This is a genomic window from Elizabethkingia sp. YR214, from assembly GCF_003058195.1.
In the GTDB taxonomy this organism is placed as follows: domain Bacteria; phylum Bacteroidota; class Bacteroidia; order Flavobacteriales; family Weeksellaceae; genus Elizabethkingia.
In genome coordinates, this window is record NZ_QBUH01000003.1 from 114,173 (window position 1) to 137,344 (window position 23,172).

Sequence of the window (23,172 nt, forward strand, 5' to 3'; positions counted from 1 at the left end):
TTTAATGTTCTTCAACAATTATTTGTTGACTACTTCTTCAATATAAGCGATTGCGTGTCCTACTGTTGTAATCTTTTCAGCTTGGTCATCAGGAATCTGAATGTTGAATTCTTTTTCGAACTCCATGATCAACTCAACAGTATCCAGAGAATCTGCTCCTAAATCGTTAGTGAAGCTAGCTTCTGGTGTTACTTCAGTTTCTTCCACGTCTAGCTTATCAGCGATGATAGCTTTAACTCTTGATGCGATGTCTGACATAGTAAATGTATTTTAAAAATTGTTAATCCAACTGCAAATATATAAAAAATCGAATCATTTGCTATTTTTTTACTCAATTTTGATGATTTACGTGGTTTGAAAAATTAAGGTTCTAAAAACGAATTATTTAAAATTTAATCTGGATTCTTTCATCCTGATTTTATTCATTATTTTTGCTTGAAAATATTACAGAATGAATGATTTTTTTGATAATGACGATGATATTTACGACGGAAATCAACATACACCACTAAGAAAAGATGCTTTTAGGCTGTCTGCAGATGAAAAAGTTCAGAAGATTGAAGGTCTTTTTAGTGAGATAATGGAAACGCTTGGACTGGATATGACCGACGATAGTCTGAAAGATTCACCTAAGCGCGTAGCGAAGATGTATGTCAATGAAATCTTTGGTGGATTACTTCCTGAAAATAAACCCGGAATATCTACTTTTAAGAATCAATATAAATATAGACAGATGTTAGTAGAAAAGGATATTACTGTTTATTCTTTCTGCGAACATCATTTTCTTCCTATTATAGGAAGAGCTCACGTAGCTTATATATCTAATGGTAAAGTAATCGGACTTTCCAAGATCAACAGGATTGTAGATTATTATGCAAAGCGTCCGCAGGTACAAGAGCGCCTTACAATGCAGATTGTAGAAGCGATGAAGGAAGCTTTGGGAACTAAAGATGTAGCCTGCATTATAGATGCAAGACATCTTTGCGTAAATTGCAGAGGTATAAAAGATACAGCAAGTTCAACAATTACCGCAGAACTAAGCGGTATTTTCAGAACAAACCCTATTACAAGACAGGAATTCCTTCATTATGTAGGAAGCCATGCAAAACTGGATTAAAGTAATATAAAATGATAAAATTTAAAAAAGTTTCGAACCGAATTTTTCTTGCTACAATTATTTGTTGTGGCAAATTGTAATTATATTGGCAGAAAACTACAACAAGATCATTTTAATCTTTCACTTTAAACAACATTATAAATAATGCAACTTAAAATATATAACTCGCTTACAGGAGAAAAAGAAGACTTCAAACCTATATTGGACGGAAATGTTGGAATGTATGTCTGCGGACCTACAGTATATAGTAATGTCCATTTAGGAAATGTAAGAACTTTTCTTTCTTTTGACTTTATATATAGATCCCTGCAATTTCTGGGATATAAAGTAAGGTATGTAAGAAATATTACAGATGCGGGTCATTTAACTGATGACGGGAATATAGATAATGACCGTTTTATTAAACAATCCCGATTGGAAAAATTAGAACCAATGGAAATTGTACAGAAGTATACAGTCGATTTTCATGAAGTACTAAAGAAATTTAATCTGCTTCCGCCTACAATAGAGCCAACGGCAACAGGTCATATTATCGAGCAAATTGAACTGACAAAAAAGTTAATTGAAAAGGAATTTGCTTACGAAAGCAATGGATCCGTTTACTTCGATGTTCTGGAATATAATGCAAGAGGACTTAATTATGGGGAACTAAGTCGTAGAAATATAGAAGAACTTTTTGCCAATACCCGTGATCTGGATGGACAGGGTGAGAAAAAAAATCCACAGGATTTTGCACTTTGGAAAAAGGCATCTCCACAACATATTATGCGTTGGATTTCTCCTTGGGGAGAAGGTTTTCCGGGATGGCACCTGGAATGTACTGCAATGAGTACTAAATATCTTGGAGATAAGTTCGATATTCACGGTGGAGGAATGGATCTTAAATTCCCACATCACGAATGTGAGATCGCTCAAGGTAAGGCTTGCAATGGTACAGAGCCGGTAAACTACTGGATGCACGCCAATATGCTAACAATGAATGGACAACGAATGAGTAAATCTACAGGTAATTATATTCTGCCAATGGAGTTAATTACCGGGAATAATAATTTCTTCGAAAAACCATTCCATCCAAGTGTATTGCGTTTCTGCTTCCTGCAGGCACACTACAGAAGTGTACTGGATATTTCCAATGAGGCAATGCTGGCGAGTGAAAAAGGCTTTAGCCGTTTGATGGACGCTGTAAAAATATTAGATGAAATTCAACCATCTGATGCGTCTACGGTTAATATTCCGGAGTGGTTGGATAAAGCATATTCTGCACTTGTTGACGATTTTAATAGTCCAATACTTATATCGCATCTTTTCGAGGCTGTAAAATGGATTTTCCTTCTTAAAGATGGGAAAGAAACAATCACAGCAGATGACCTTGCATTATTAAAAGAAAAACTGAATGCTTTTGTATTTGATGTGCTGGGATTACAAACGATAACAGAAGAAACAGGAAGTGATAAACTGGATGAAACATTGCAGTTATTGATTGAACTGAGAAATCAGGCAAGAAAGACTAAAAACTGGGAGTTGTCAGATCAGATAAGAGACCGTCTTCTGGAGAAAGGTATTGAACTAAAAGACGGAAGAGAGGGGACATCTTATACGATCAACTAGATCATCCGGAATGAAGAAAGTACAATTCAATATTCACTACAGAACAGCTATAGGGGAGAGCCTTTTCATTAAAATAAAGGAACAGGGGACAGGAAAGGTATCAGAAGAAGAACTGAACTATATCTATGACAGTATCTGGCGTTTTGATAAGGAAATAAAAGAAGGTGATGCCGAATACCATTTTTTGGTAAAAAATGTAGCCGGAAGAATATTGAATGAAGAAATGAGCGGACATGTGCTTAGCACATATTCCTCATTTAGTAACTATTGTATTTTCGATTCATGGAACAATAAAAATTTTCCTGAGAATTATCTTAATAATAAGATTCTTCATAATGCTTTAAAAGGCAGGGGATCTCAAAAAATACAGCCTGAACAGAAAGAGAGTCATCTTTTTACTGTTCAGGCTCCTTTATATAATAAGGATGAAAAAATTATACTTCTGGGAAGCGCATCAGAACTTGGTAACTGGGATCTGAATCATTATATAGAGATGCATCAGACAGATACTGTCACATGGGAAGTGTTTGTTGATCTGTCTGATAATATATATGTTGAGTATAAATATGCAATTCTCGATATAAAAACAGGAGAAATTGTCTACGAAAATGGACCAAACCGCAAAGTCCGGACAGCTCCGAATCCGGATACCCTTAATGTTCTGCATGACCATTATTTCAAATTTCCTGTAGAAAAATTATGGCGAGCGGCAGGAGTCGCAGTGCCAGTATTTTCATTACGTTCAGAAAATAGTTTTGGAGTAGGAGAATTTGCAGATCTTAGACTGCTTGCAGACTGGGCCGCACAGACAAAACTATCTATGTTGCAGATTCTGCCAATTAATGATACAACAGCCACTCACCAATGGATAGATAGTTATCCTTATGCTGCAATTTCGGTATATGCACTCCATCCACAATATTTGTCGTTAGAAAATTTAACTTACCCGCTTTCAGAGACTTTAAACGAAGAATATGGAAGCGAAAAGAAACGGCTGAATTTGTTGTCTCAGGTAGATTATGAGGCCGTAATGAGTGGAAAATTGAAATATCTGAAAACTATATTCAACGAGAACCAAAGCAATATCATTATTGATAAAGACTTTCAGAATTACCATATACAAAACTCGAATTGGTTAAATCCTTACGCTGTATTTTGTACATTAAGAGATGTATACAAAACACCAGATTTTAATAAATGGAAAATACTTTCAGTTTATAATGCTGAAGAAGCAAACAGGTTTTTAGACCCAGATCACCCAGATTATACAACCGCCATATTCCACATTTGGGTACAATATCAACTGCATTTGCAGTTAACAGAAGCTATAGATTATATACATAGTAAAGGACTGGTAATAAAGGGAGATCTTCCTATTGGAATTTACCGTCATAGTGTAGAAGCTTGGACAGAACCCGAATTATTTGGTATGGATTTTCAGGCAGGAGCTCCGCCGGATGAGTTTACGGATCTGGGACAAAATTGGGAATTCCCAACTTATAACTGGGGAGTCATGAAAGAAAAAGACTATCAGTGGTGGAAAAACAGATTTACTGCTTTGTCCCAATATTTCGATGCCATGCGTATAGATCATATACTAGGTTTCTTCAGGATATGGAGAATGCCGGCATCTGCAGTACAAGGAATATTGGGTAGTTTTTATCCGGCAATTCCAGTGACTACGGAAGAATTGGAAGATGAAAAAATCTGGTTCGATCGTGACAGGTACTGCAAACCTTTTATCAATGCTGAAATTCTTCAGCATGTATTGGGGGATCTAAAAGATGATGTGATTGATGCCTTTTTTATAAAGAATAAAGAACTCTATCACTTCAGATCTGAATTTGATACACAGAAAAAAATAGAGACTTATTTTAAAGAGCACGATGATTCACTGAAGATTAAAGATAAATTGTATTATCTGCTAGCAAATGTGCTTTTTCTGGAAGAAAAAATAGAAGAAGGAATCGTGTATCATCCAAGATTTAATCTTTCAAAAACCTTATCATACCAATATCTTGAAGAAGAAATAAAAGGTAAACTATTTGGCCTGTATATCAATTATTTTTTCCATCGTCAGGATCAGATGTGGAAAGAGAATGCGATGGATAAACTGCCTATGCTATTACAGACAACAAATATGCTTATTTGTGGAGAAGATTTAGGACTTGTGCCGGAAGTAGTACCGGAGGTTATGGATCATCTTGCTATTTTAGCTCTGAAAGTACAGCGTTCTCCTAAGGAAAATGTTGCCTTTTATAATCCCCAAAATGCAACTTATCTTAATGTAGTTACAACATCATCACATGATACCAGCACACTAAGGCAATGGTGGAAAGAAGACCGCGTGCTTACTCAGAAATATTATAATGAGCAGCTGAACCAAAATGGTAAAGCTCCGGAAGAATTGTCGCCTTATCTGACAGAAATTATTATAAAACAACATTTGCATACAGAGGCAATGTTGGCCATATTCCCGATTCAGGAATTTTTTGCAACAGATAAAGAACTTCAGAATCCGGATGAAAATGCAGAAAGAATTAATGTTCCTGCAATCTTTCCTCATTATTGGAGGTACAGAATGCATATCGGATTAGAAGATTTATTAAAAAATAAAAGTTTTAATCAAAAGATAGCTAATTGGGTTACCACTTCCGGAAGATAACCTTTTTACATCCCGATTTTTCTTAATTTGAATATCGTATACTGAAAATAACAAATTGTAATCAAAACCGTTATATAAAAAATGGTACACTTTTGGGTATGCATCTTTAAAGTAAAATTGATTATGAAAAAGTTATTAACAGTATTAGCCTTAGGAGTATTTGCACTAGGCTTTTCACAAAATTATTATGACGACTACAGGGGAAGTGTTTCTTCTATCAACTGGAGGGATGTTGCTTCTTATTTAGGTCTTAACGGAAGACAAATCGCAGCCATTGATGTACTAAATAACCGTTATCCAACTTACGATTCCTGGGATCGTGTTTACAGAGGTACACCAGACAGATGGTACAGAGACCGTTATAATGAAATGGAACGTATCATGACGCCTGCGCAATATAAACGTTTCTACGATCATTATTACAGAGGTCAAAATCCAGTATGGATCTATGGTAAAAACTATGATAAAAAATACTACAAAGAAAGAGATAAGTATTATAAAAAACAGTGGAAACAACATCGTAAACATCGTGATAACGACAATGGCCAAGGAAGAGGATGGGGCCGAAGAGATCATGATGATTAATTAAAAGGCGGAAAGAGATTATCAATCAAAAGAACCGGAAGATTGCTCTTCCGGTTTTTTATTTGTTTCTGTGTTAAATTTTGTTAGCAAAAAACAACACATTAAGAAATGTATTTATCTTCGTAAGATGAAGATTTTGTATGCGATACAAGGTACAGGGAACGGGCATGTAAGCCGTGCAAGAGAAGTGATACCAATTTTACAGCAATATGGAGATGTGGACCTTCTTATTAGTGGTACTCAGGCGGATGTAGGTTTGCCCTATTCCATAAAATACCAGCTAAACGGCTTTGGATTTGTCTTTGGAAAGAAGGGAGGAGTCGATTTTCGGGAAACATGGAATAGGTTCAATACAAAAGCTTTTATATCGGATATTAAAAACTTACCGTTGCATGAATATGATGCAATTATCAACGATTTCGAGCCTGTCACTGCATGGGCGTGCAAAAGAAAGCGTATAAAGAGTGTTGCCCTGAGCCACCAGTCTTCTTTCTTGTCAGATAAAACACCGATGACGGAAGGCTTTCATTGGGGAAAACTGATCCTGAAAAATTATGCACCAACCACTTATCAGATAGGCTTTCATTTTGAAAAATATGATGACTTTATCCATACGCCAGTTATAAGAAATGAGATCAGAAATCTGAATCCGCAAGACAAAGGGCATTATACAATTTATCTTCCTGCCTATAACGACGATTTTATTATTAACAAGCTTCAGAAATATAAGGATAAGGAATGGCATATTTTCTCTAAACATTCATCCCAGGCATATGAAAAAGAGAATATAAAAGTGACTCCTGTAAATAATGAGTTATTTAATAAATCCTTGGAAACCTGTAAAGGACTTTTAACCGGAGGGGGATTTGAAGGCCCTGCTGAAGCTTTGTATCTGGGAAAGAAACTACTTTCTGTTCCCATGAAAAATCAGTTTGAGCAACAATGTAATGCTTTGGCAATGGAAAGGATGGGAGTACCTGTTATTTGGAAAACTGCGGATTGGGAAAAAAAATTGGATGAATGGATTTTTGATTCGGATGTAATTAAAGTTTCCTATCCGGACGAAACAAAAAACATTGTCAGGAATATGTTTGAACACTATTTTAACTAAAATTCAGTTTTTTTAACGATAAATAACATGAGAGCTCTTTAACGGGGCTCTATTTTTTTTATCAAATACATACAATTTTAATAATATAAAAACAGAACAAAATGAAAAAAATAGTTTTCAGCCTATTGCTAATGGGCGCTACAGGATTCGCATTTGCACAACAGACTACAGAGCCTATGAAGGCTGATCGCCAGGCTAAAAAACAGGAAATGATGCAAAAGCGCCAACAAAAATGGGATCAGATGAAGAAAGATCTTAATCTGACTGCTGATCAGGAAAATAAAATTAAAGCATTGCATGAGAGAAATGCTACTGACATGAAGCAAAAAATGGCTGAACGTAAAACGGACAGGGAAAATATGAAGAAGGAAATGAAAGCCAAAAAGGAGCAGAATGATGCTGAAATGAAAAAAATCCTTTCTCCGGAACAGTATGCTAAATGGAATGATATAAAGGCTCAGAAAAAAGCCGAACGTCAGAATAGGATGAAAGCTTACAAAGAGAAATCAAAAAACATGTAAGAATATCATTTAAAATAAGAGAGCGAGAATTTTTCGCTCTTTTTTATTTTCCTTATTTTTGATACAAATATCTAAACTATGATCAGTACAAAAGTTGAATCTTTAATTAACGAGCAGATTGCTAAAGAACAGTATGCCGCACAATATTACCTTGCAATGTCTGCATGGTTTGAAACTCAGGATCTTGAAGGACTGGCTAATTATTTCAGAGTTCAGTCTAAAGAGGAGTTAATGCATGCTGATAAAATGTTTGACTACCTTAATGATGTAGGTGGCAAAGTAATTTTACAGACTATTCCGGCTCCTCCAAGTGAGTTTGCAGATGCACTGAATATTTTTGAGAAAGCATTAGCACACGAAAAGGAAGTAACCAAAAGTATTTTTAATATTGTAAAGGTTGCAACTGAAGAAAATGATTTTGCAACAACATCTTTCTTACAGTGGTTCATCAACGAGCAGGTAGAAGAAGAAGCAACAGCTTCACAATATGTTTCAAAAATTAAAATGGTAAAGGATAATCCATCAGCTCTGTATCTTTTTGATCAGGAATTGGGACAAAGAGTCTTTAACGCTGATGCAGAAGCATAAAATAAACCGCCGAAAGGCGGTTTATTTTTTTTAGTATGCCTGATTTTCTTAAATTTAAACAAAATAAAATTTATGAAGACTTACGGTGTAGATTACCTTCAGTATGAGGACATTATTAAGATTATAGATGCTCCTGAAAAAGCAGAGATGTCTGCAAAAGCAATGTTGCAGGTTAAAAAATCGCAGGATAATGTAAAGAAAATCATTGCAGACGGGAAAACTGTTTACGGAATTAATACCGGCTTTGGTCCTTTATGCGATACTAAAATTTCTGATGACGAGATTTCTCAGTTACAACATAACCTTATTATCAGTCATAGTGTAGGTGTAGGAAAACCTATCGACAAGAAATTGTCTAAGATAATGATAGTGGCAAAGATTCATGCTTTGTCCAAAGGTTTTTCCGGAATTTCTCCACAAGTTGTAGAAAGACTTCAGATTATGGTAGAGAAAGATATCATTCCGGTTATTCCGGAGCAAGGATCTGTAGGCGCTTCCGGAGACTTGGCACCTTTGTCACATATGGTATTACCCCTTTTAGGTTTAGGAAAGGTATGGAACGGTGACCAAATCGAAGAAACTAAAACAGTTCTTGATCAGCACAACCTTGAGCCATTAAAACTAGGGCCAAAAGAAGGATTGGCTTTAATTAACGGAACTCAGTTTATGGTGGCACATGGTGTTGCAGGTCTAGATAAAATGAAATATCTGTTGGACCTTGCAGATCTTGCAGCAGCGATGAGCCTGGAAGCTTATCAGGGATCAGCTAGTCCTTTCAAAAAAGAATTGCATGAAATAAGACCATTTGAAGGAAGTCAGAAAGTTGCAGAAAGAATGACGAAGCTTTTAAAAGGTTCTAAAAATCTTAAAAATCACGAAAATTGTGATCGTGTTCAGGATCCTTATTCTTTCCGTTGTGTACCACAAGTGCACGGAGCAAGTCGCAATGCATGGCTTCATTTGAAAAGTGCTATAGAAACCGAATTGAACTCTGTTACCGATAATCCAATTGTAGTTAGTGATGAGGAAGCTATTTCCGGAGGAAATTTCCACGGACAGTTGATCGCTTTGCCATTGGATTATGCAACATTGGCAGCTGCTGAATTGGGGAATATTTCAGACAGAAGAAGCTATTTATTGCTGGAAGGTAAATATGGACTTCCAAAATTATTGGTTGAAAGTTCAGGTCTTAATTCCGGATTTATGATTCCACAATATACCTCTGCAGCATTGGTGACGGAAAATAAAACATTATGTTTCCCTGCATCTGCGGACAGCGTACCAACTTCTTTAGGTCAGGAAGACCATGTATCTATGGGAAGTATCAGTGGAAGAAAATTCAATCAGGTATTAGGTAACCTCGAAAATATTCTGGCAATTGAATTAATGTTTGCTGCCCAGGGCTTAGAATTCAGAAGACCATTGAAATCTTCATCGGTTATTGAAGAAGCTTATGATCTGATTCGTACCAAAGTTGCAAAACTGGAAAATGACCGTGAAATCGGTAAAGATATTCTGGCAATTGCAGACCTTATAAGACAAAGAAAATTCAATGTGAATATTTAAGAATATCTAACAAGAAATAAAAAAGACATCCAAAGCGGATGTCTTTTTTATTTAATCACAAATTATCTGATCAAACCTGGATAACCCCCAGGTTAAATTTCTCTGTAATAGGGGAGTGATTTGCTGCCTCAATCCCCATGCTAATCCACTTTCTGGTATCAAGCGGATTGATAATAGCATCTGTCCATAATCTTGCAGCTGAGTAAGTGGCCTGAGTCTGTTTATTATAATTCTGGGTAATTTTATCCAGAAGTGCCTGATGTTCTTCAGCGGAAAGTTCTTTTCCTTGTTTTTTTAATGTAGCTTCCTGGATCTGTAATAAAACTTTTGCAGCTTGTGCGCCTCCCATTACTGCTAATTCAGCCCAAGGCCATGCTGCTATAAGACGAGGATCATAAGCTTTTCCACACATCGCATAATTACCTGCTCCAAAAGAATTACCTGTAATGATAGTAAATTTAGGAACAACAGAATTAGAAACGGCATTCACCATTTTGGCTCCATCCTTTATGATGCCACCATGTTCAGACTTAGATCCTACCATAAATCCTGTAACATCCTGTAAAAATACCAATGGAATTTTTCTTTGGTTACAGTTTGCAATAAATCGGGTAGCTTTATCTGCACTATCGGAATAGATTACGCCGCCAAACTGCATTTCGCCTTTTCCACTTTTTACAAGCTTTCTCTGATTAGCAACAATACCTACAGACCAGCCATCGATTCTTGCTGTAGCACAAACAATGGTTTTGCCATAGTCTGGTTTGTATTCTTCATACTCACTATTATCAACAAGTCTTTTAATAATATCATATGTATCGTATTGCTCTGCTCTGGATGCTGGCATAATTCCGAAAATATCATCGGGATTCTCTTTTGGCTGTGCCGGTTCAATTCTGTCGAATCCTGCTTTATCATAATCACCAAGAGATTTCATAATATTTTTAATTCGATTTAAAGCATCTTTATCATCCTTAGCCTTATAATCAGTTACACCAGATACTTCACAATGTGTTGTTGCACCACCTAGTGTTTCATTATCTATATTTTCACCAATAGCGGCTTTTACAAGATAGCTTCCTGCTAAAAATATACTTCCGGTTTTATCCACAATCATTGCTTCGTCACTCATAATAGGAAGATAGGCACCTCCAGCTACACAACTTCCCATTACTGCAGCAATCTGCACAATTCCCATGGAGCTCATCTTGGCATTGTTGCGGAAAATTCGTCCGAAATGTTCTTTATCCGGAAATATTTCATCCTGCATAGGAAGATATACACCCGCAGAATCTACTAGATAGATAATAGGTAAACGGTTTTCCATTGCTATTTCCTGAGCCCGCAGATTCTTTTTCCCGGTAATCGGAAACCAAGCTCCGGCTTTTACAGAAGCATCGTTGGCAACAACGATACATTGGCGTCCTGAAACATGCCCCATCATTACCACGACACCACCACTAGGGCATCCGCCATGTTCGGCATACATTTCATAACCGGCAAGAGCACCAATTTCAATAGCATTTTCAATATTATCCAGAAGATATTCAACTCTTTCACGGGCAGTCATCTTGCCTTCATCACGAAGTTTTTGCAGACGTTTTTCACCACCACCTTTTTTTACCTGGTTCAGTACCTGATTAATTTCTGAAAGTTTTAATTTATTCTGATCTTCTCTTTTATTGAATTCTATGTCCATTGGGTTTATTTTATCCTCTAAATATAAGCTTTTTCAGAGGATTTAGAAATGATAGATTTTAGTGTTTTAAATTATTGATAAACAATATGTTATTTTAATATATTTTAACTTTTATTCTGTTGCATATGGATCGTGTTTTGAATAACTTTGCACATAGGAAATGAGTTACGGTAATAAGAGGTAATTCATGAGTTGTGTCTTAATAAAGATCAATTCCTAAGTTTATTTTTTTAATAGTTTATTATTTGAAGATCCCGAGTACTGATAAGGTACCCGGGGTTTTTTTTAATAAAAAAGCTTCAGAATTTCTGAAGCTTTTAGTTTTATAATTTATCTATAGTCTCTGAATTTTTCAAGGCTACAGGAGTTGTACTTTTCCGTAGTTTCATATTGATAAATTCTACAGCGAGTGAGAAGAATATGGCAAAATAAAGATAGCCTTTAGGAATCACACCAACTTCCTGTTCGAATATTACAACATGGGCAAGGTGAGAAGATTCTGCAAGTAGCATTACCCCGATAAGAATAAGGAAAGATAGTCCCAAAATCTGTATAGTAGGGTGTCTGTTTACAAAATGACTTACAGGTCCTGCAAATGCCATCATAATTATAATTGAAATAATAACGGATAGAATCATAATAGACAATGCTCCGCTTTCACCAAATTCTTTAAAACTTACAAGGCCGACAGCAGTAAGGATACTATCAAAAGAGAAGACAAGATTAAGAAGAGCAATTTGTACAATTGCACCATTGAGCCCTACTTTTTTAGTGTTTCCTGTTTTTAATGCTTCCTCTCCTTCTAGTTTATGGTGAATTTCTGTTACACTCTTATAAAGTAAGAAGAGTCCGCCAAGGAAAATAATAATACTTTGTCCGGTTATCTTACCATGGAACCAACTGAGGTTAACTTCCAGTAAAACTGAATTCAGACTAAGTACCCATTTGATTCCAAATAAAAGGGCTATTCTGAAAATCATTGCTAATCCCAAACCTATATTTCTGGCTTTTGGTTGGTCCTTAGGACTTAGTTTGGAAGATACAATAGAGATAAATACAATATTGTCAATACCTAAAACAATCTCTAAAAATGTTAGTGTTAGTAATGCAACCCATGCATCTGTAGAAGCAAAAACGCTCAGAAAATCCATATCAATTTTTTGGGTAAAAATATGAATAATTCGCTAATTTTGTATTTTAATAATTATGATGTTCAGTTCTTCGCAGTTTCGGTTGCATTTAATCGTTTTTTTATGGGGATTTACAGCAATTTTGGGAAAGCTTATTACAGTTGATGCCCTGGAGCTGGTATTTTTCCGGATGTTATTTGCAGCTTTATTTCTTTATCTTTTCATTAGGGTTGTGAAAAAACAATCTATGAAAGTTTCCCGTAAACTATTCTGGCAGTTGATTGGTGTTGGTGGACTAATGGGTGGGCACTGGTTGTGCTTCTTTTATTCTATTAAGATATCCAATGTATCTATAGCATTGTCTTGTCTGGCTACAGTTACATTATTTGTATCTATACTGGAACCTATTGTCTACCGCAGGAAGCTGGATTGGGTAGAGTTACTGCTCGGACTTATTATAGTATCCTGTATGCTGCTTATATTCAATGTTGAATTTGAACACAAAATAGGGATTATTTTTGGGGTGATATGTGCTTTCTTAGGTGCTTCTTTTACGGTACTGAACGGGAAGCTATTTGGAAAAACATCCTCGGAAAACATCATTTTTTATGAAATCTTCGGAGGATGGATATTGGTTAGTTTATTCTTACTTGGATCTGGTGAAATAGGATCTGTAGTGAATATTGACTGGAAGAATATTTTATTGCTTTTGCTTCTGGCCAGTTTTTTTACAGCATATCCAATGTTGGAATCAGTAAAGCTTATGAAATATATTTCCCCCTTTACACTGGCACTTACAGTAAACCTGGAGCCTGTTTACGGAATTATTTTAGCCTACTTTATCTTTGGCAAATCTGAAGAAATGAGTCCTGTATTTTACGGAGCTTCAGCAGTTATGATTTTGGCTATTATTGTAAATGCCGTTATCAAAGCCAGAAGAAGAAAGGGGACCGAAGCTATTATACATTAAAGTAGGGATGCAATAAATCCTCGAATTTGTAAAAGCCCGATTTTTTATCTGCAAGGTGTTCGGCAGCAAATAAAGCCCCATTACCAAAAGCATCTCTGGAAATAGACTCATGAATTAATCTGACAGTCTGAAAAGGAAAACCGAATATAACTTCATGTTTTCCTACAATGCCTCCTGCTCTTATAGTGTTTATGTTTTCGTCTTTTATATCTAAAGCATCTGCAATTCGTATAGCAGTGCCTGAAATTCCTTTTTTGTCTTTGAAGTGTTCTTCAATAATCTCTATATCAACAGAAGGTACTATTTTTTTGAGGAACGTAGAAGCATAAAGTAAATAGTTAATTCCGAGTGTAATATTGGGTGACCAAAATACTGTTGCCTTTTTTGCCAACTTTTTCAGAAAATTAATTTCTTTAGTTGTATAATGAGAAATTGCAGAGATTATTTTTACATTCTTCTTGGCAGCAGCTTCTCCGTAAGTATATATTCCGTCCGAAGAAGAAAAATCGATGATCGCATCAACAGGGTGTTCATCTAATAATTTTTCTATACTAAGATTGTTTTCAGAATAAATATTACCAACGTCTGTACTTTCTATTCCGAAAAATTCAGAAGCACTTCTGTTATTTAGTCTGTTGGTTTTCCGGTAAATCCATTGCAGGGAATGTTCTTTATTCTGAAGAATAACAGATGCAACTGCTTTCCCCGTTTTTCCGAATCCAAAAAGTCCTATTTTCATAATAAAAGATTTTAGTTAATACTCAGTGATTTTGCACATCCCAAAAATGGAATGTGTTTATATAGTGTAAGTTACTAAAATATAAATAAAGCCTTTTATGGTTATTTTTATAATAAATTGAAAGATTCAGTGGTTAGAGTTTGTTTTTTGATTAATTTAGTTCAAAATTTTATTAGGTAAAATACCCATGTTATGAAGAAGTTATTATCAATATTCCTTATCAGTAGTGTAGTTACAGCTTATGGTCAAAAAATAAGTGACTTTCAGTATATCTATGTTCCGAAGACGTTTGAAAAAGAAATGAACAAGTATGATCTGAATAAGCAACTGGTAAAAGGGCTGGAGAGTAAAAACTATAAAGTTATTCAGGAGGAGAAGGAAGATTGGCCTGTAGAATTGTCACAAAACAGATGTAGTGTAGCACGTGCGAACCTTCTGGACAATAGTAGTATGTTCCGAAACAGAGTTATTGTAAAATTTATCGATTGTAATGATAAGGTCTTATTAGAGTCTAAAGGAATGTCTATGCAGAAAGAGTTTGAAACAGGTTTTCCGGATGCCTTAGAAATTTCTCTAAGAACGGTACCTGTATCTAATCCGTCTCAGACAATTAGTATTGTTGAAAATACGAAGAAGCCTAAAGAAGAGGTAGTGGCTAAAGTTGAAAAAGTTAAAACAACAGAAGCTGTGTCTGCCCCGGTAGTAACAAAGTCTGAAGTTTCTTCTTCACCTATTGCAACAACAAATAAAGCAGAAGTATTCAGCAACGGAAAAATTAGTGTACAGAAGATCAATATGGGATCAGGTCAGTTTATCTTGGCAAGCGGAAGCAGTTCTTCTCCATATGCAGTATTTACTGAAACCAGCAAACAAGGTGTTTACCGTGTGAAAATGGAAAACGGAGCTACAGCATTAGGCTATGCAGAAAACGGAAGCTTAATTATTGAAATTCCTCAGGCTAACGATACTTATCAGAAAGAAATTTTTCAGAAGAAATAATAAAAGTAAAAAAGCAGTGAATTAATCACTGCTTTTTTTATGCATTTTCGTTTCCGTTAAAGTATTCGAATACCATTTTAGCCTTACTTTTTCCCAGAATTTCTTCCAGTGTTTCCATATTTGCTTCACGGATCCGTTTTACTGATTTCATTTTAGAAAGAAGCAATTCTATACTTTTGGGTCCCACACCCGGTATTTCTTCCAGTTCCGATTTTATAGTCGAATTTTTTCTGCGGGTACGATGGTGCTTCACTCCGAAACGGTGAGCTTCATCCCTTACCCGCTGCAATATTTTAAGAGTTTCCGATTTTTTATCCAGATATAAAGGAATAGGATCTTCCGGGAAGAAAATTTCTTCCAGCCTTTTCGCAATACCAACGATTGTTATCTTACCATATAACCCAAGAATTTTCAAACTTTTTATGGCAGAGCTTAGCTGCCCTTTACCTCCGTCTATCAGAATTAACTGAGGTAAATCTTCTCCTTCATCTAAAAGCCGGCTATATCTGCGGAGAATAACTTCTTCCATCGTAGCAAAGTCATTGGGTCCTTCCACTGTTTTTACATGGAATATGCGGTAATCCTGTTTACTGGGCTTACCATCCTTAAATACAACACAAGCAGATACTGGATTTGTACCCTGAATATTCGAGTTATCGAAACCTTCAATATGTCGAGGCTCAACAGGCATGCGCAGATTTTTCTGCATTTCTGCCATAATACGATTGGTGTGTCTTTCCGGATCGACAATTTGCACCTGCTTTAGCTTCTCCAGACGGTATTCGCGTGCATTCTTTTCGGAAAGCTCTACAATTCGCTTTTTATCTCCAACCTTCGGTACAATAATTTTTGCTCCCGGAATCTCTACTGAAAGATGGAATGGAAGATAGATTTCTTTGGATTTTGAGCTAAACTTCTGGCGAATTTCTACCAAGGCTTCTTCCATAATTTCTTCGTCACTTTCCTCCAGAACTTTTTTAATTTCTGTTGTAAAGGATTGTACGATGGAGCCATTGTTAATTTTAAAGTAATTGACATAAGCTGCAGATTCGTCTGAGAAAATACCGAAAACGTCTACATCATCTATATAGGCATTTACAACCATACTATGCGTTTGGTAGTCTTCCAGGATTTCCAGTCGCTCTTTTACCATGTGAGCATTTTCGAATTCCATTTTTTCTGCAAAGTGCATCATTTGCTCTGTCAGATACTGCCGGGCAATCTTGTAATCACCTTTTATAATCCCACGGATGGCTTTAATTTTATCATTGTATTCCTCTTCAGATTCCAACCCTTCACATGGACCAAGACAGTTCTTAATATGGTACTCCAAACATACTTTGTATTTTCCGTCGTCAATTTTGTCCGGACTAAGATTGAGGTTACAGGTTCGGAGTTTGTAAATCTTCTTAATAGTATCGATTAGAATCTTTGCCTGGCGAGGCTTGGCATAGGGGCCATAATATTCGGATCCGTCTTTTATAACATTTCGGGTAAGAAAGACTCTGGGAAAAGGTTCATTTTTAATGCAAATCCAAGGATAGGTTTTATCATCCTTCAGCATTACATTATAATATGGATTAAGCTCCTTAATAAGATTGTTTTCCAGTAAAAGAGCATCGTATTCACTATTTACAATAGTCGTTTCAAGGCGTATTATTTTGGATACCATAATACGAGTACGGTAGCCACCATGATTTTTATTGAAATAAGAAAGGACTCTTTTTTTTAGATTTTTGGCCTTACCTACATATAATAAGTTGTTGTCTTTATCATAATAACGATAAACACCAGGATCTTGTGGTAAGGTTTTTAGCTGAAGTTCTAAGTTGGGATTCACAGAGTAAAATTAATAAAAGTCTTTGATATTAGTGTTTTTAAAAAGTGCAGATAATTCGAAAATATTTTGTTTTACTTTTTAAAGTATGTTTAATGCTTAGCTATTATTTGTATTGTTCAAGAAAAAAGTAAAAAACATTTCCGTAACACTAAAAAATTAGTTAAATTTAATTTTCACAAAATCAGATTTAATAATATTATATGAATAGAAAAATTACATTTTTTATTTTCCTTTTAATCATCAATCAATACTTTACTCAAGGTATTAAAGAGGAAAGCGTAAACAGATTCGCGTACGAACTTACCTATAAAATAGATTCAACAGATTTAGGAGATGTAAGAAAAGAACTTTTTTTTCTGGATGTCTTAGGGAAAGAGTCGCGCTTTGCCAGTCAGAACAAGCTGATGAAAGATTCTGTTATTTATTCTGTTGGTATTACCAATGATGCCGCAGCAGCGCTTTCGATGATGGGGCGAATGAAAACAAAGTTTAACTATAATATTTATACTAATCCGGAGAAACAAGAACAGATGATTATAGAAACAATTGGTATGAAGAATTATAAATATCAGCTCCCACTTTCAAAGATGAACTGGAAGATAGAAGATGAGGTTAAAAAAATAGGTGTGTACAATTGTCAGAAAGCAACGTTGAAAATAGGTGGTCGGAAATGGACAGCATGGTTCACACCAGATATTCCATTAAATTTTGGTCCATATAAGTTTCAGGGATTACCGGGACTGATTGTTACAGTTTCGGATGAAAGATCTCATTATTCCTTTATGTTGCAGGGAAACAAAAAAGAAAAAGTACTCTTTTCCCCACTAACAATACAGCGAGTAACTGAAATAAAACCTAAAGATTTAGCAAAGCTGCGAGAAAATGCTAATGGAGTAGGAGTCTTTAATATGAGTGGATTTCAGCTAAGCCTTGAAATGCAACGCGAAGCAGAGAAAAGGTTGAAGGAAAGAAAAAAGAAAGAAAATAATCCTCTGGAGTTAAGGCCATTTGAAGTATTCTAAGAGGCCATGTTGAGCTTGTCGAAATATTTTCAATTACAAAGCACTGATCGTAAAAAGTTCTTCGATAGTGCGTCAGGCTCACTACAGGCTTGGCTCAGGACGGTAAAGTACAATACTTATGACCTTTTTGATATAATCTCTTCTTATATATATAATACCTCTATTTTCCAGACTTTCTCTCCGGATTTTTCTAATGCCTTTTTATAGATATCGATTTGGGCTTCATATTTTTCCCGTTCAGCCCCCGTTTTAAAGTCTATAATAATCCAGCCTTCAGGAGCTTTTAGTAAACGGTCGGTACGCAGCAATCGAAATTCTCCCTTATCAGAAAACAGAATATCCCGTTCATTAATAACTTCATAATGACCATCGAAATACTGTGGATATGCTTCAAATAATTTATTCAGCCTAATCTGTACAGCTTCGAATTCCGCCTGAGTAATAGTTCCGTCCAATAAATATTGTTTCAGAACATATGGCGCGTCATCTTTTGTAACAACTTTTTCCAAAATATGGTGAGTGAATATACCCGTTTTTACACTTTCATTTCGTTCCTGATAGCTTTTGGAAGGTGTAGCAATTTTTATTTCAGTACTAAAGGTTTCATCAGAAGCTCTTAAAGAACCAATGTGAAGATCTTGTCCTGTATGTTGTTTTGTTTTTTTATGCTGTTTTAGCAGATGTTTCTCATCTGTTTCAAAAAAATCGAAACTATCCTCATCAGTATTCTTTTGTCCCGCAATAAAGTCATATATTTCCAGATATCCTGAAGTTTTTCCAGGTTTCTGAATATAGAAAAACATTTGCTCTACCGCTCTTGTAGTTGCTACATACTGAATGCAAAATCTGTCGATTTTATTTTTATAAGTGTTTTCTTCATTAAAAGATGTCATACCCTGATCGTATTGTGCAAGATCTTTATTAAAAGAAGTAAGGTTTACTGTTTGTAAAGGTTGCTCTCTGGAATCCGAAATATCATACCAGTCATTAAACTGCGTATCCTTGTGGCTGTTTCTCATAGGAAGGAAAACGACAGGGAATTCAAGTCCTTTAGATTTATGAATTGTCATCAGGTTAATGGCGTCTGTATTTTCTGAAGCCTGGATACTTATAGAATGACCTTCTTCCTGCCAGTATTGAAGGAAATCTTTCAATGTGGCCGCCATATTTTGGAAGAAGCCATATAAAAGTTCCAGAAAATTGATGAGGTAATCAGTTTCCTTTTCTTTTACCGAAAATTCCTGTAAAATACTTTCTATAAAGCTATAGGTATTTAGATTTGGAATATCGGAAGCAAGCTTCAGTTTGTATTTTTCTTCTACTTTCTCTTGCAGAGATGAGGTGTTTTCAGCCAATAGAATATCAGAAAGCTCAGCACTGAAGTCTTCAATGCTTATGCGACCAGATTTATTCAGATAATAAAGACAAAGAACAAGGTATCTTCTGTTTTTTGGAAATGAATACCATAGCAGATACTGAATAACAGCATTGATGGTTGAAGAAAGATCCAGTGTTAATCCTTTTTCTGAAATAGTCCGGATAAATTGTTTTTCATTTTTATAATCCACTTCCAGAGCCGAAAGCGACTGGGAGAATTTCAGAATATCATTATTACCTCGACATAAAATAGCAATATCCGAAAAGCTAAAGCCGTTGTCCAGGCATTCCTGGATATCATTTTTCATTTTTTCGGCTACATCGTCAAAGAAGACATCTGCACTATTATTTTCTACAAGGTTTATTTTTACGCGACCCGCTTTCTCCGAGTGTGGTCTCTGTTGCGCCAGAGTACCAAATATGTCCCGGTAATCTTCCTCTACAAAATCAGAAAGATACTGGTATAGTTTATTGTTAAATTCTACAATGTTATAACTACTCCGGTAATTATGCTCCAGATTATGAATATCTGCATATCTGGGAGTCTCTTCCTTTTTATTAATAATATCCAGCATCAGTTGTGCATCTCCACCCCGGAATCTGTATATACTCTGCTTTGGATCGCCTACAAGAGTAAAACTGGTACTTTCTTCAGAAAGAATATGATCCCGAAGAGGAAGGAAATTCTGCCATTGCAGAAATGAAGTATCCTGAAATTCATCGAAAAAATAATGTTGATATTGCTCACCAACTTTTTCATAGATAAATGCAGAAGGCTCATCTCGAAGCTGTTCGTTGATTAATACATTGAAGCGCGAGAGCATTAACAAGTCATTCTCATCTTCAATAAATTTTAACTGATCCTGTATCTCTTTATTTACTTTCAGTGGAAGGAGAGCTGTATGGATCTTCTTCTTCTTCTCTATTTCCAGATGATTAAGAATAATGTTTTTTCTATTATCCAGCAGGATAGGGAGAATAGCTGCGATTTCATCTGCACGGTTTTTAGATTTGGCACCGGACAGCTTATTGTAGTTTTCTAAAGCCTTTTCTTCCGAGTTGGTAGGAAGGGCAGGGGATTCTGTATTCAGATATTTCTCAAAAAAGACAGCAATACTATTTACTTTACCACCAGCAAAGTCTTCTGTTAACAAATCGCGGGACTTTATTAACTCAACAGACGAAAGAGCTCTTTCTTTAGCATCTTTCATCAGCTGTTTTATTTCTTTTCTCAACTTTTCTTTTTCATCAGAATAAGCGTCCCAGTCAAAATTCTTATTCTTTCCTAAGGTAAAATAATGAATGTCACTATTAAAGTTCTTTGCACTATCAAATAAGGTCTTCTGTAGGTTTTCCCGCTTCTGATTATCCAGATTGTAGTTGACATAATCCATAAATGCTACAGAAAGCTGTTCGTTATCACCAATCTTATCCAGTGTCTGGTCTACTGCTTCCAGAAGAAAGGGTGCCGCATTAATTTCCAGATTGAAATTCTGAGGTAATCCCAGTTCGTAGGCAAAAGAACGAATTAATCTGGTATTGAACTTGTCAATAGTACTAATATTAAGTGCTGAATAATGATGTAGGATATAATCCAGTAAATTTTTAGATCTGCAATGAAGGTCTTCCAGAGTCAGGTGAATGCCTTCTGCTTTCAATTCTTTCTGAATATCGGACAATGCCTGAATATCCATGTAACGATCCGATGTAAAATCCCCAAGCCACGACAGAATCCTTTCCTTCATTTCATTGGCTGCCTTATTGGTAAAAGTAAGCGCCAGAATATTTCGGATAATTTCAGGTCTGTTATTGCGTAGGCAGATCTTCAGGAGATTTTTGATAAGACTATAGGTCTTCCCAGAGCCTGCAGAGGCATTTATAACGGTATAAGTGTTCATTAAAGAATTGAGAATTAAGGTTTAAATTTAAAAATAAATTTGCGCTTTCAGAAATTTTATTTACTTTTGCATTCGAAAATGAGATGTAAAATATGTTAATAATTCCAGTAAAAGACGGAGAATCTATCGATAGAGCTCTAAAGAAGTACAAAAGAAAATTTGATAAAACAGGTGTTGTAAGAAAGCTAAGAGCTAGACAACAGTTTGTTAAACCTTCTGTGACTCATAGACAAAAGATTCAAAAAGCAGCTCACAAGCAAAGAGGCGTTAGCCAGGAAGAACAAGCATAAGCCAATTTTTCCAGGTTTATTAGATACAATCACTTTCCGAATGTTTATATTTGGAAAGTGATTTTATTTTATAGCTATTATGACACTCATAGATAAGTTTCTCGAATATATAAGAGTTGAGAAGCGCTACTCGGAAAACACAGTTACGAGTTACAAAAAAGATCTCCATGATTTTATAGCTTTTCTCATGGATACGGAAGGGATAGAAGACACGTTACGGGTTGATAAAAAGATTGTACGGAACTTTATTATATCTCTGAACGAAAAAAAGCTTACCAATAGAAGTATAAATCGCAAACTGTCCAGTCTGCGGAGCTACTATTTGTTCCTGATGAAGGTAGGAGATATTAAAGTATCACCACTGGAAGCAATAGATTCTTTAAAGTTCTATGCCGAAAAGCAGATTCCGATGTCTCAGGAAGAGATGGAGGAGCTACAGCAGGTTTTTACAGAAAAGCCGGATATCCTTACAAAAGCAATTATCGAAACCCTTTATCAGACCGGAATGAGAAAGTCTGAATTGTGTACACTTCAGTTTCATGATGTGGATTTTAGCAGCCGGATCCTGAAAGTACATGGCAAAGGAAATAAACAAAGACAGATTCCGATGTCTCCGGATCTGGAAAATATCCTTCAGGAATACCTTACGGAAAGGAATTCTCTACCTGATTATAATCATCTCTTTTTTGTCAATCACAGAGGGAAGAAACTGACTGAAAAGTTTGTTTATTCCAAAGTAAACTTCTATCTTAGTTATGTTAGTTCTAAGAAGAAGAAAAGCCCGCATATGCTTCGGCATAGTTTCGCAACACATGTGCTGGATAACGGTGCGGAGATATTCGCGGTAAAAGAAATCTTAGGTCATGCTAGCCTTGCAAGTACGCAAGTGTACACTAATGCAAGTATTGAACAGTTGAAAAAAGTGATTAACCAGGCTCATCCAAGAGCCACAAAAAAAGATGAATTATGAAAATTACTGTACAATCCTTTGGATTAACCCCTCATGCTCCGTTAGAAGAACATATTGAGAAAAAAGTAAACAAGCTGGAAACATTCTATGACAGAATTCAGGCATGTAAAGTTCTTTTGAAAGTTGAAAATACAGCGGATAAAGAAAATAAAACTGCCGAGGTTATTTTGGATATTCCGGGGGAAGATATCGTTGTTAAGAAAACATCGGCAAGTTTTGAGGAAAGTATTGACAGTTGCGTGGATGCGGCTAAAAAGCTGTTAATCAAGAAAAAAGAAACTGCGTAGAAAAAAAAATGAAAAAAAGTTTAAAATAATTTTGAAGATTTCAAAAAAACGTTCTATATTTGCACTCGCAAAACGGATACAAATATAGATTAGTTGTTCTTTTGAAATCTTTTGCCTCCATAGCTCAGTTGGCCAGAGCACGTGATTTGTAATCTCGGGGTCGTGGGTTCGAATCCCTCTGGAGGCTCAA

General features: G+C 35.7%; 20 protein-coding genes and 1 tRNA gene. 15 read left to right on the forward strand and 6 right to left on the reverse strand.

Features of this window, described 5'->3' with window-relative positions; translation table 11 throughout:
- Positions 1 to 18: 18 nt before the first annotated feature.
- A complete protein-coding gene (locus C8J95_RS06585) occupies positions 19 to 258 on the reverse strand; it encodes an acyl carrier protein (RefSeq protein ID WP_002976354.1) in 240 nt (79 codons plus the stop codon).
- Positions 259 to 451: 193 nt separating this feature from the next.
- On the opposite strand from C8J95_RS06585, the gene folE reads away from it, so the two are divergent.
- The 8 genes from folE to hutH all read left to right on the forward strand — a co-directional run bounded on the left by folE (position 452) and on the right by hutH (position 9,761).
- Positions 452 to 1,117, forward strand: coding sequence for a GTP cyclohydrolase I FolE (folE, locus tag C8J95_RS06590; protein WP_059326025.1), 666 nt, complete (start codon positions 452 to 454; stop codon positions 1,115 to 1,117).
- Positions 1,118 to 1,261: 144 nt separating this feature from the next.
- Positions 1,262 to 2,725 (forward strand): cysteine--tRNA ligase, encoded by a 1,464-nt coding sequence (cysS, locus tag C8J95_RS06595; RefSeq protein WP_107807678.1) that lies wholly within the window; start codon positions 1,262 to 1,264, stop codon positions 2,723 to 2,725.
- Positions 2,726 to 2,735: 10 nt separating this feature from the next.
- Positions 2,736 to 5,390: a 4-alpha-glucanotransferase gene (locus tag C8J95_RS06600; RefSeq protein ID WP_107807679.1), complete on the forward strand. Its 2,655-nt coding sequence runs from the start codon at positions 2,736 to 2,738 to the stop codon at positions 5,388 to 5,390.
- 123 nt (positions 5,391 to 5,513) lie between these two features.
- Positions 5,514 to 5,975 (forward strand): hypothetical protein, encoded by a 462-nt coding sequence (locus C8J95_RS06605; RefSeq protein ID WP_107807680.1) that lies wholly within the window; start codon positions 5,514 to 5,516, stop codon positions 5,973 to 5,975.
- Between the two features lie 127 nt (positions 5,976 to 6,102).
- Entirely contained in the window at positions 6,103 to 7,086 is a 984-nt protein-coding gene (locus C8J95_RS06610; protein WP_107807681.1) for a glycosyltransferase family protein, read from the forward strand.
- A gap of 101 nt (positions 7,087 to 7,187) precedes the next feature.
- Positions 7,188 to 7,607 carry a hypothetical protein gene (locus C8J95_RS06615; protein ID WP_107807682.1) on the forward strand — a complete coding sequence of 140 codons (420 nt, stop codon included), beginning with the start codon at positions 7,188 to 7,190 and terminating at the stop codon, positions 7,605 to 7,607.
- Positions 7,608 to 7,685: 78 nt separating this feature from the next.
- Positions 7,686 to 8,195: a ferritin gene (locus C8J95_RS06620; RefSeq protein WP_024564743.1), complete on the forward strand. Its 510-nt coding sequence runs from the start codon at positions 7,686 to 7,688 to the stop codon at positions 8,193 to 8,195.
- 72 nt (positions 8,196 to 8,267) lie between these two features.
- Positions 8,268 to 9,761, forward strand: coding sequence for a histidine ammonia-lyase (gene hutH / locus C8J95_RS06625; RefSeq protein ID WP_107807683.1), 1,494 nt, complete (start codon positions 8,268 to 8,270; stop codon positions 9,759 to 9,761).
- 70 nt (positions 9,762 to 9,831) lie between these two features.
- On the opposite strand, the gene C8J95_RS06630 is transcribed toward hutH, so the two are convergent.
- Together C8J95_RS06630 and C8J95_RS06635 are read right to left on the reverse strand one after the other, a co-directional pair.
- Complete coding sequence (locus C8J95_RS06630; RefSeq protein WP_034867850.1) at positions 9,832 to 11,460, reverse strand: acyl-CoA carboxylase subunit beta; 1,629 nt, start codon at positions 11,458 to 11,460, stop codon at positions 9,832 to 9,834.
- 323 nt (positions 11,461 to 11,783) lie between these two features.
- On the reverse strand, positions 11,784 to 12,611 hold the full coding sequence (locus C8J95_RS06635) for a TerC family protein (RefSeq protein ID WP_107807684.1): 828 nt from the start codon (positions 12,609 to 12,611) through the stop codon (positions 11,784 to 11,786).
- Positions 12,612 to 12,669: 58 nt separating this feature from the next.
- Here C8J95_RS06635 and C8J95_RS06640 point away from each other — a divergent pair, with 58 nt between their 5' ends.
- On the forward strand, positions 12,670 to 13,560 hold the full coding sequence (locus C8J95_RS06640) for a DMT family transporter (protein ID WP_107807685.1): 891 nt from the start codon (positions 12,670 to 12,672) through the stop codon (positions 13,558 to 13,560).
- On the opposite strand, the gene C8J95_RS06645 is transcribed toward C8J95_RS06640, so the two are convergent.
- Positions 13,550 to 14,299, reverse strand: a complete 750-nt coding sequence (locus C8J95_RS06645) for a 4-hydroxy-tetrahydrodipicolinate reductase (protein WP_107807686.1) — start codon at positions 14,297 to 14,299, stop codon at positions 13,550 to 13,552. The two genes, C8J95_RS06640 and C8J95_RS06645, sit on opposite strands and share 11 nt — an antisense overlap.
- A gap of 192 nt (positions 14,300 to 14,491) precedes the next feature.
- On the opposite strand from C8J95_RS06645, the gene C8J95_RS06650 reads away from it, so the two are divergent.
- Complete coding sequence (locus C8J95_RS06650) at positions 14,492 to 15,298, forward strand: hypothetical protein (protein WP_107807687.1); 807 nt, start codon at positions 14,492 to 14,494, stop codon at positions 15,296 to 15,298.
- 37 nt (positions 15,299 to 15,335) lie between these two features.
- Here the strand turns inward: C8J95_RS06650 and uvrC are convergent, their stop codons facing one another.
- Positions 15,336 to 17,138, reverse strand: coding sequence for an excinuclease ABC subunit UvrC (gene uvrC / locus C8J95_RS06655; protein ID WP_107807688.1), 1,803 nt, complete (start codon positions 17,136 to 17,138; stop codon positions 15,336 to 15,338).
- A 200-nt stretch (positions 17,139 to 17,338) separates the two neighbouring features.
- On the opposite strand from uvrC, the gene C8J95_RS06660 reads away from it, so the two are divergent.
- Positions 17,339 to 18,160 carry a GLPGLI family protein gene (locus C8J95_RS06660; RefSeq protein WP_107807689.1) on the forward strand — a complete coding sequence of 274 codons (822 nt, stop codon included), beginning with the start codon at positions 17,339 to 17,341 and terminating at the stop codon, positions 18,158 to 18,160.
- A gap of 143 nt (positions 18,161 to 18,303) precedes the next feature.
- Here the strand turns inward: C8J95_RS06660 and C8J95_RS06665 are convergent, their stop codons facing one another.
- Positions 18,304 to 21,435 (reverse strand): exodeoxyribonuclease V subunit beta, encoded by a 3,132-nt coding sequence (locus C8J95_RS06665; protein WP_107807690.1) that lies wholly within the window; start codon positions 21,433 to 21,435, stop codon positions 18,304 to 18,306.
- 92 nt (positions 21,436 to 21,527) lie between these two features.
- Here C8J95_RS06665 and rpsU point away from each other — a divergent pair, with 92 nt between their 5' ends.
- The 4 genes from rpsU (at position 21,528) to C8J95_RS06685 (ending at position 23,169) form a co-directional block, all read left to right on the forward strand.
- Positions 21,528 to 21,725 carry a 30S ribosomal protein S21 gene (gene rpsU / locus C8J95_RS06670; protein ID WP_034869620.1) on the forward strand — a complete coding sequence of 66 codons (198 nt, stop codon included), beginning with the start codon at positions 21,528 to 21,530 and terminating at the stop codon, positions 21,723 to 21,725.
- A gap of 79 nt (positions 21,726 to 21,804) precedes the next feature.
- Positions 21,805 to 22,695 carry a tyrosine-type recombinase/integrase gene (locus tag C8J95_RS06675; RefSeq protein WP_107807691.1) on the forward strand — a complete coding sequence of 297 codons (891 nt, stop codon included), beginning with the start codon at positions 21,805 to 21,807 and terminating at the stop codon, positions 22,693 to 22,695.
- The gene (locus tag C8J95_RS06680) at positions 22,692 to 22,982 is read left to right on the forward strand and encodes an HPF/RaiA family ribosome-associated protein (protein WP_107807692.1); all 291 of its coding nucleotides are present in this window, start codon (positions 22,692 to 22,694) and stop codon (positions 22,980 to 22,982) included. The genes C8J95_RS06675 and C8J95_RS06680 overlap by 4 nt, the downstream gene beginning before the upstream one ends.
- A 113-nt stretch (positions 22,983 to 23,095) precedes the next feature.
- Positions 23,096 to 23,169, forward strand: a tRNA-Thr gene (locus C8J95_RS06685).
- The last annotated feature ends 3 nt before the right edge of the window (positions 23,170 to 23,172 follow it).

Coding starts and splice junctions, on each gene's coding strand:
- C8J95_RS06585 (WP_002976354.1), bottom strand. CDS start 258: ATGTCAGACATCGCATCAAGAGTTAAAGCTATCATCGCTGATAAGCTA.
- folE (WP_059326025.1), top strand. CDS start 452: ATGAATGATTTTTTTGATAATGACGATGATATTTACGACGGAAATCAA.
- cysS (WP_107807678.1), top strand. CDS start 1,262: ATGCAACTTAAAATATATAACTCGCTTACAGGAGAAAAAGAAGACTTC.
- C8J95_RS06600 (WP_107807679.1), top strand. CDS start 2,736: ATGAAGAAAGTACAATTCAATATTCACTACAGAACAGCTATAGGGGAG.
- C8J95_RS06605 (WP_107807680.1), top strand. CDS start 5,514: ATGAAAAAGTTATTAACAGTATTAGCCTTAGGAGTATTTGCACTAGGC.
- C8J95_RS06610 (WP_107807681.1), top strand. CDS start 6,103: ATGAAGATTTTGTATGCGATACAAGGTACAGGGAACGGGCATGTAAGC.
- C8J95_RS06615 (WP_107807682.1), top strand. CDS start 7,188: ATGAAAAAAATAGTTTTCAGCCTATTGCTAATGGGCGCTACAGGATTC.
- C8J95_RS06620 (WP_024564743.1), top strand. CDS start 7,686: ATGATCAGTACAAAAGTTGAATCTTTAATTAACGAGCAGATTGCTAAA.
- hutH (WP_107807683.1), top strand. CDS start 8,268: ATGAAGACTTACGGTGTAGATTACCTTCAGTATGAGGACATTATTAAG.
- C8J95_RS06630 (WP_034867850.1), bottom strand. CDS start 11,460: ATGGACATAGAATTCAATAAAAGAGAAGATCAGAATAAATTAAAACTT.
- C8J95_RS06635 (WP_107807684.1), bottom strand. CDS start 12,611: ATGGATTTTCTGAGCGTTTTTGCTTCTACAGATGCATGGGTTGCATTA.
- C8J95_RS06640 (WP_107807685.1), top strand. CDS start 12,670: ATGTTCAGTTCTTCGCAGTTTCGGTTGCATTTAATCGTTTTTTTATGG.
- C8J95_RS06645 (WP_107807686.1), bottom strand. CDS start 14,299: ATGAAAATAGGACTTTTTGGATTCGGAAAAACGGGGAAAGCAGTTGCA.
- C8J95_RS06650 (WP_107807687.1), top strand. CDS start 14,492: ATGAAGAAGTTATTATCAATATTCCTTATCAGTAGTGTAGTTACAGCT.
- C8J95_RS06660 (WP_107807689.1), top strand. CDS start 17,339: ATGAATAGAAAAATTACATTTTTTATTTTCCTTTTAATCATCAATCAA.
- C8J95_RS06665 (WP_107807690.1), bottom strand. CDS start 21,435: ATGAACACTTATACCGTTATAAATGCCTCTGCAGGCTCTGGGAAGACC.
- rpsU (WP_034869620.1), top strand. CDS start 21,528: ATGTTAATAATTCCAGTAAAAGACGGAGAATCTATCGATAGAGCTCTA.
- C8J95_RS06675 (WP_107807691.1), top strand. CDS start 21,805: ATGACACTCATAGATAAGTTTCTCGAATATATAAGAGTTGAGAAGCGC.
- C8J95_RS06680 (WP_107807692.1), top strand. CDS start 22,692: ATGAAAATTACTGTACAATCCTTTGGATTAACCCCTCATGCTCCGTTA.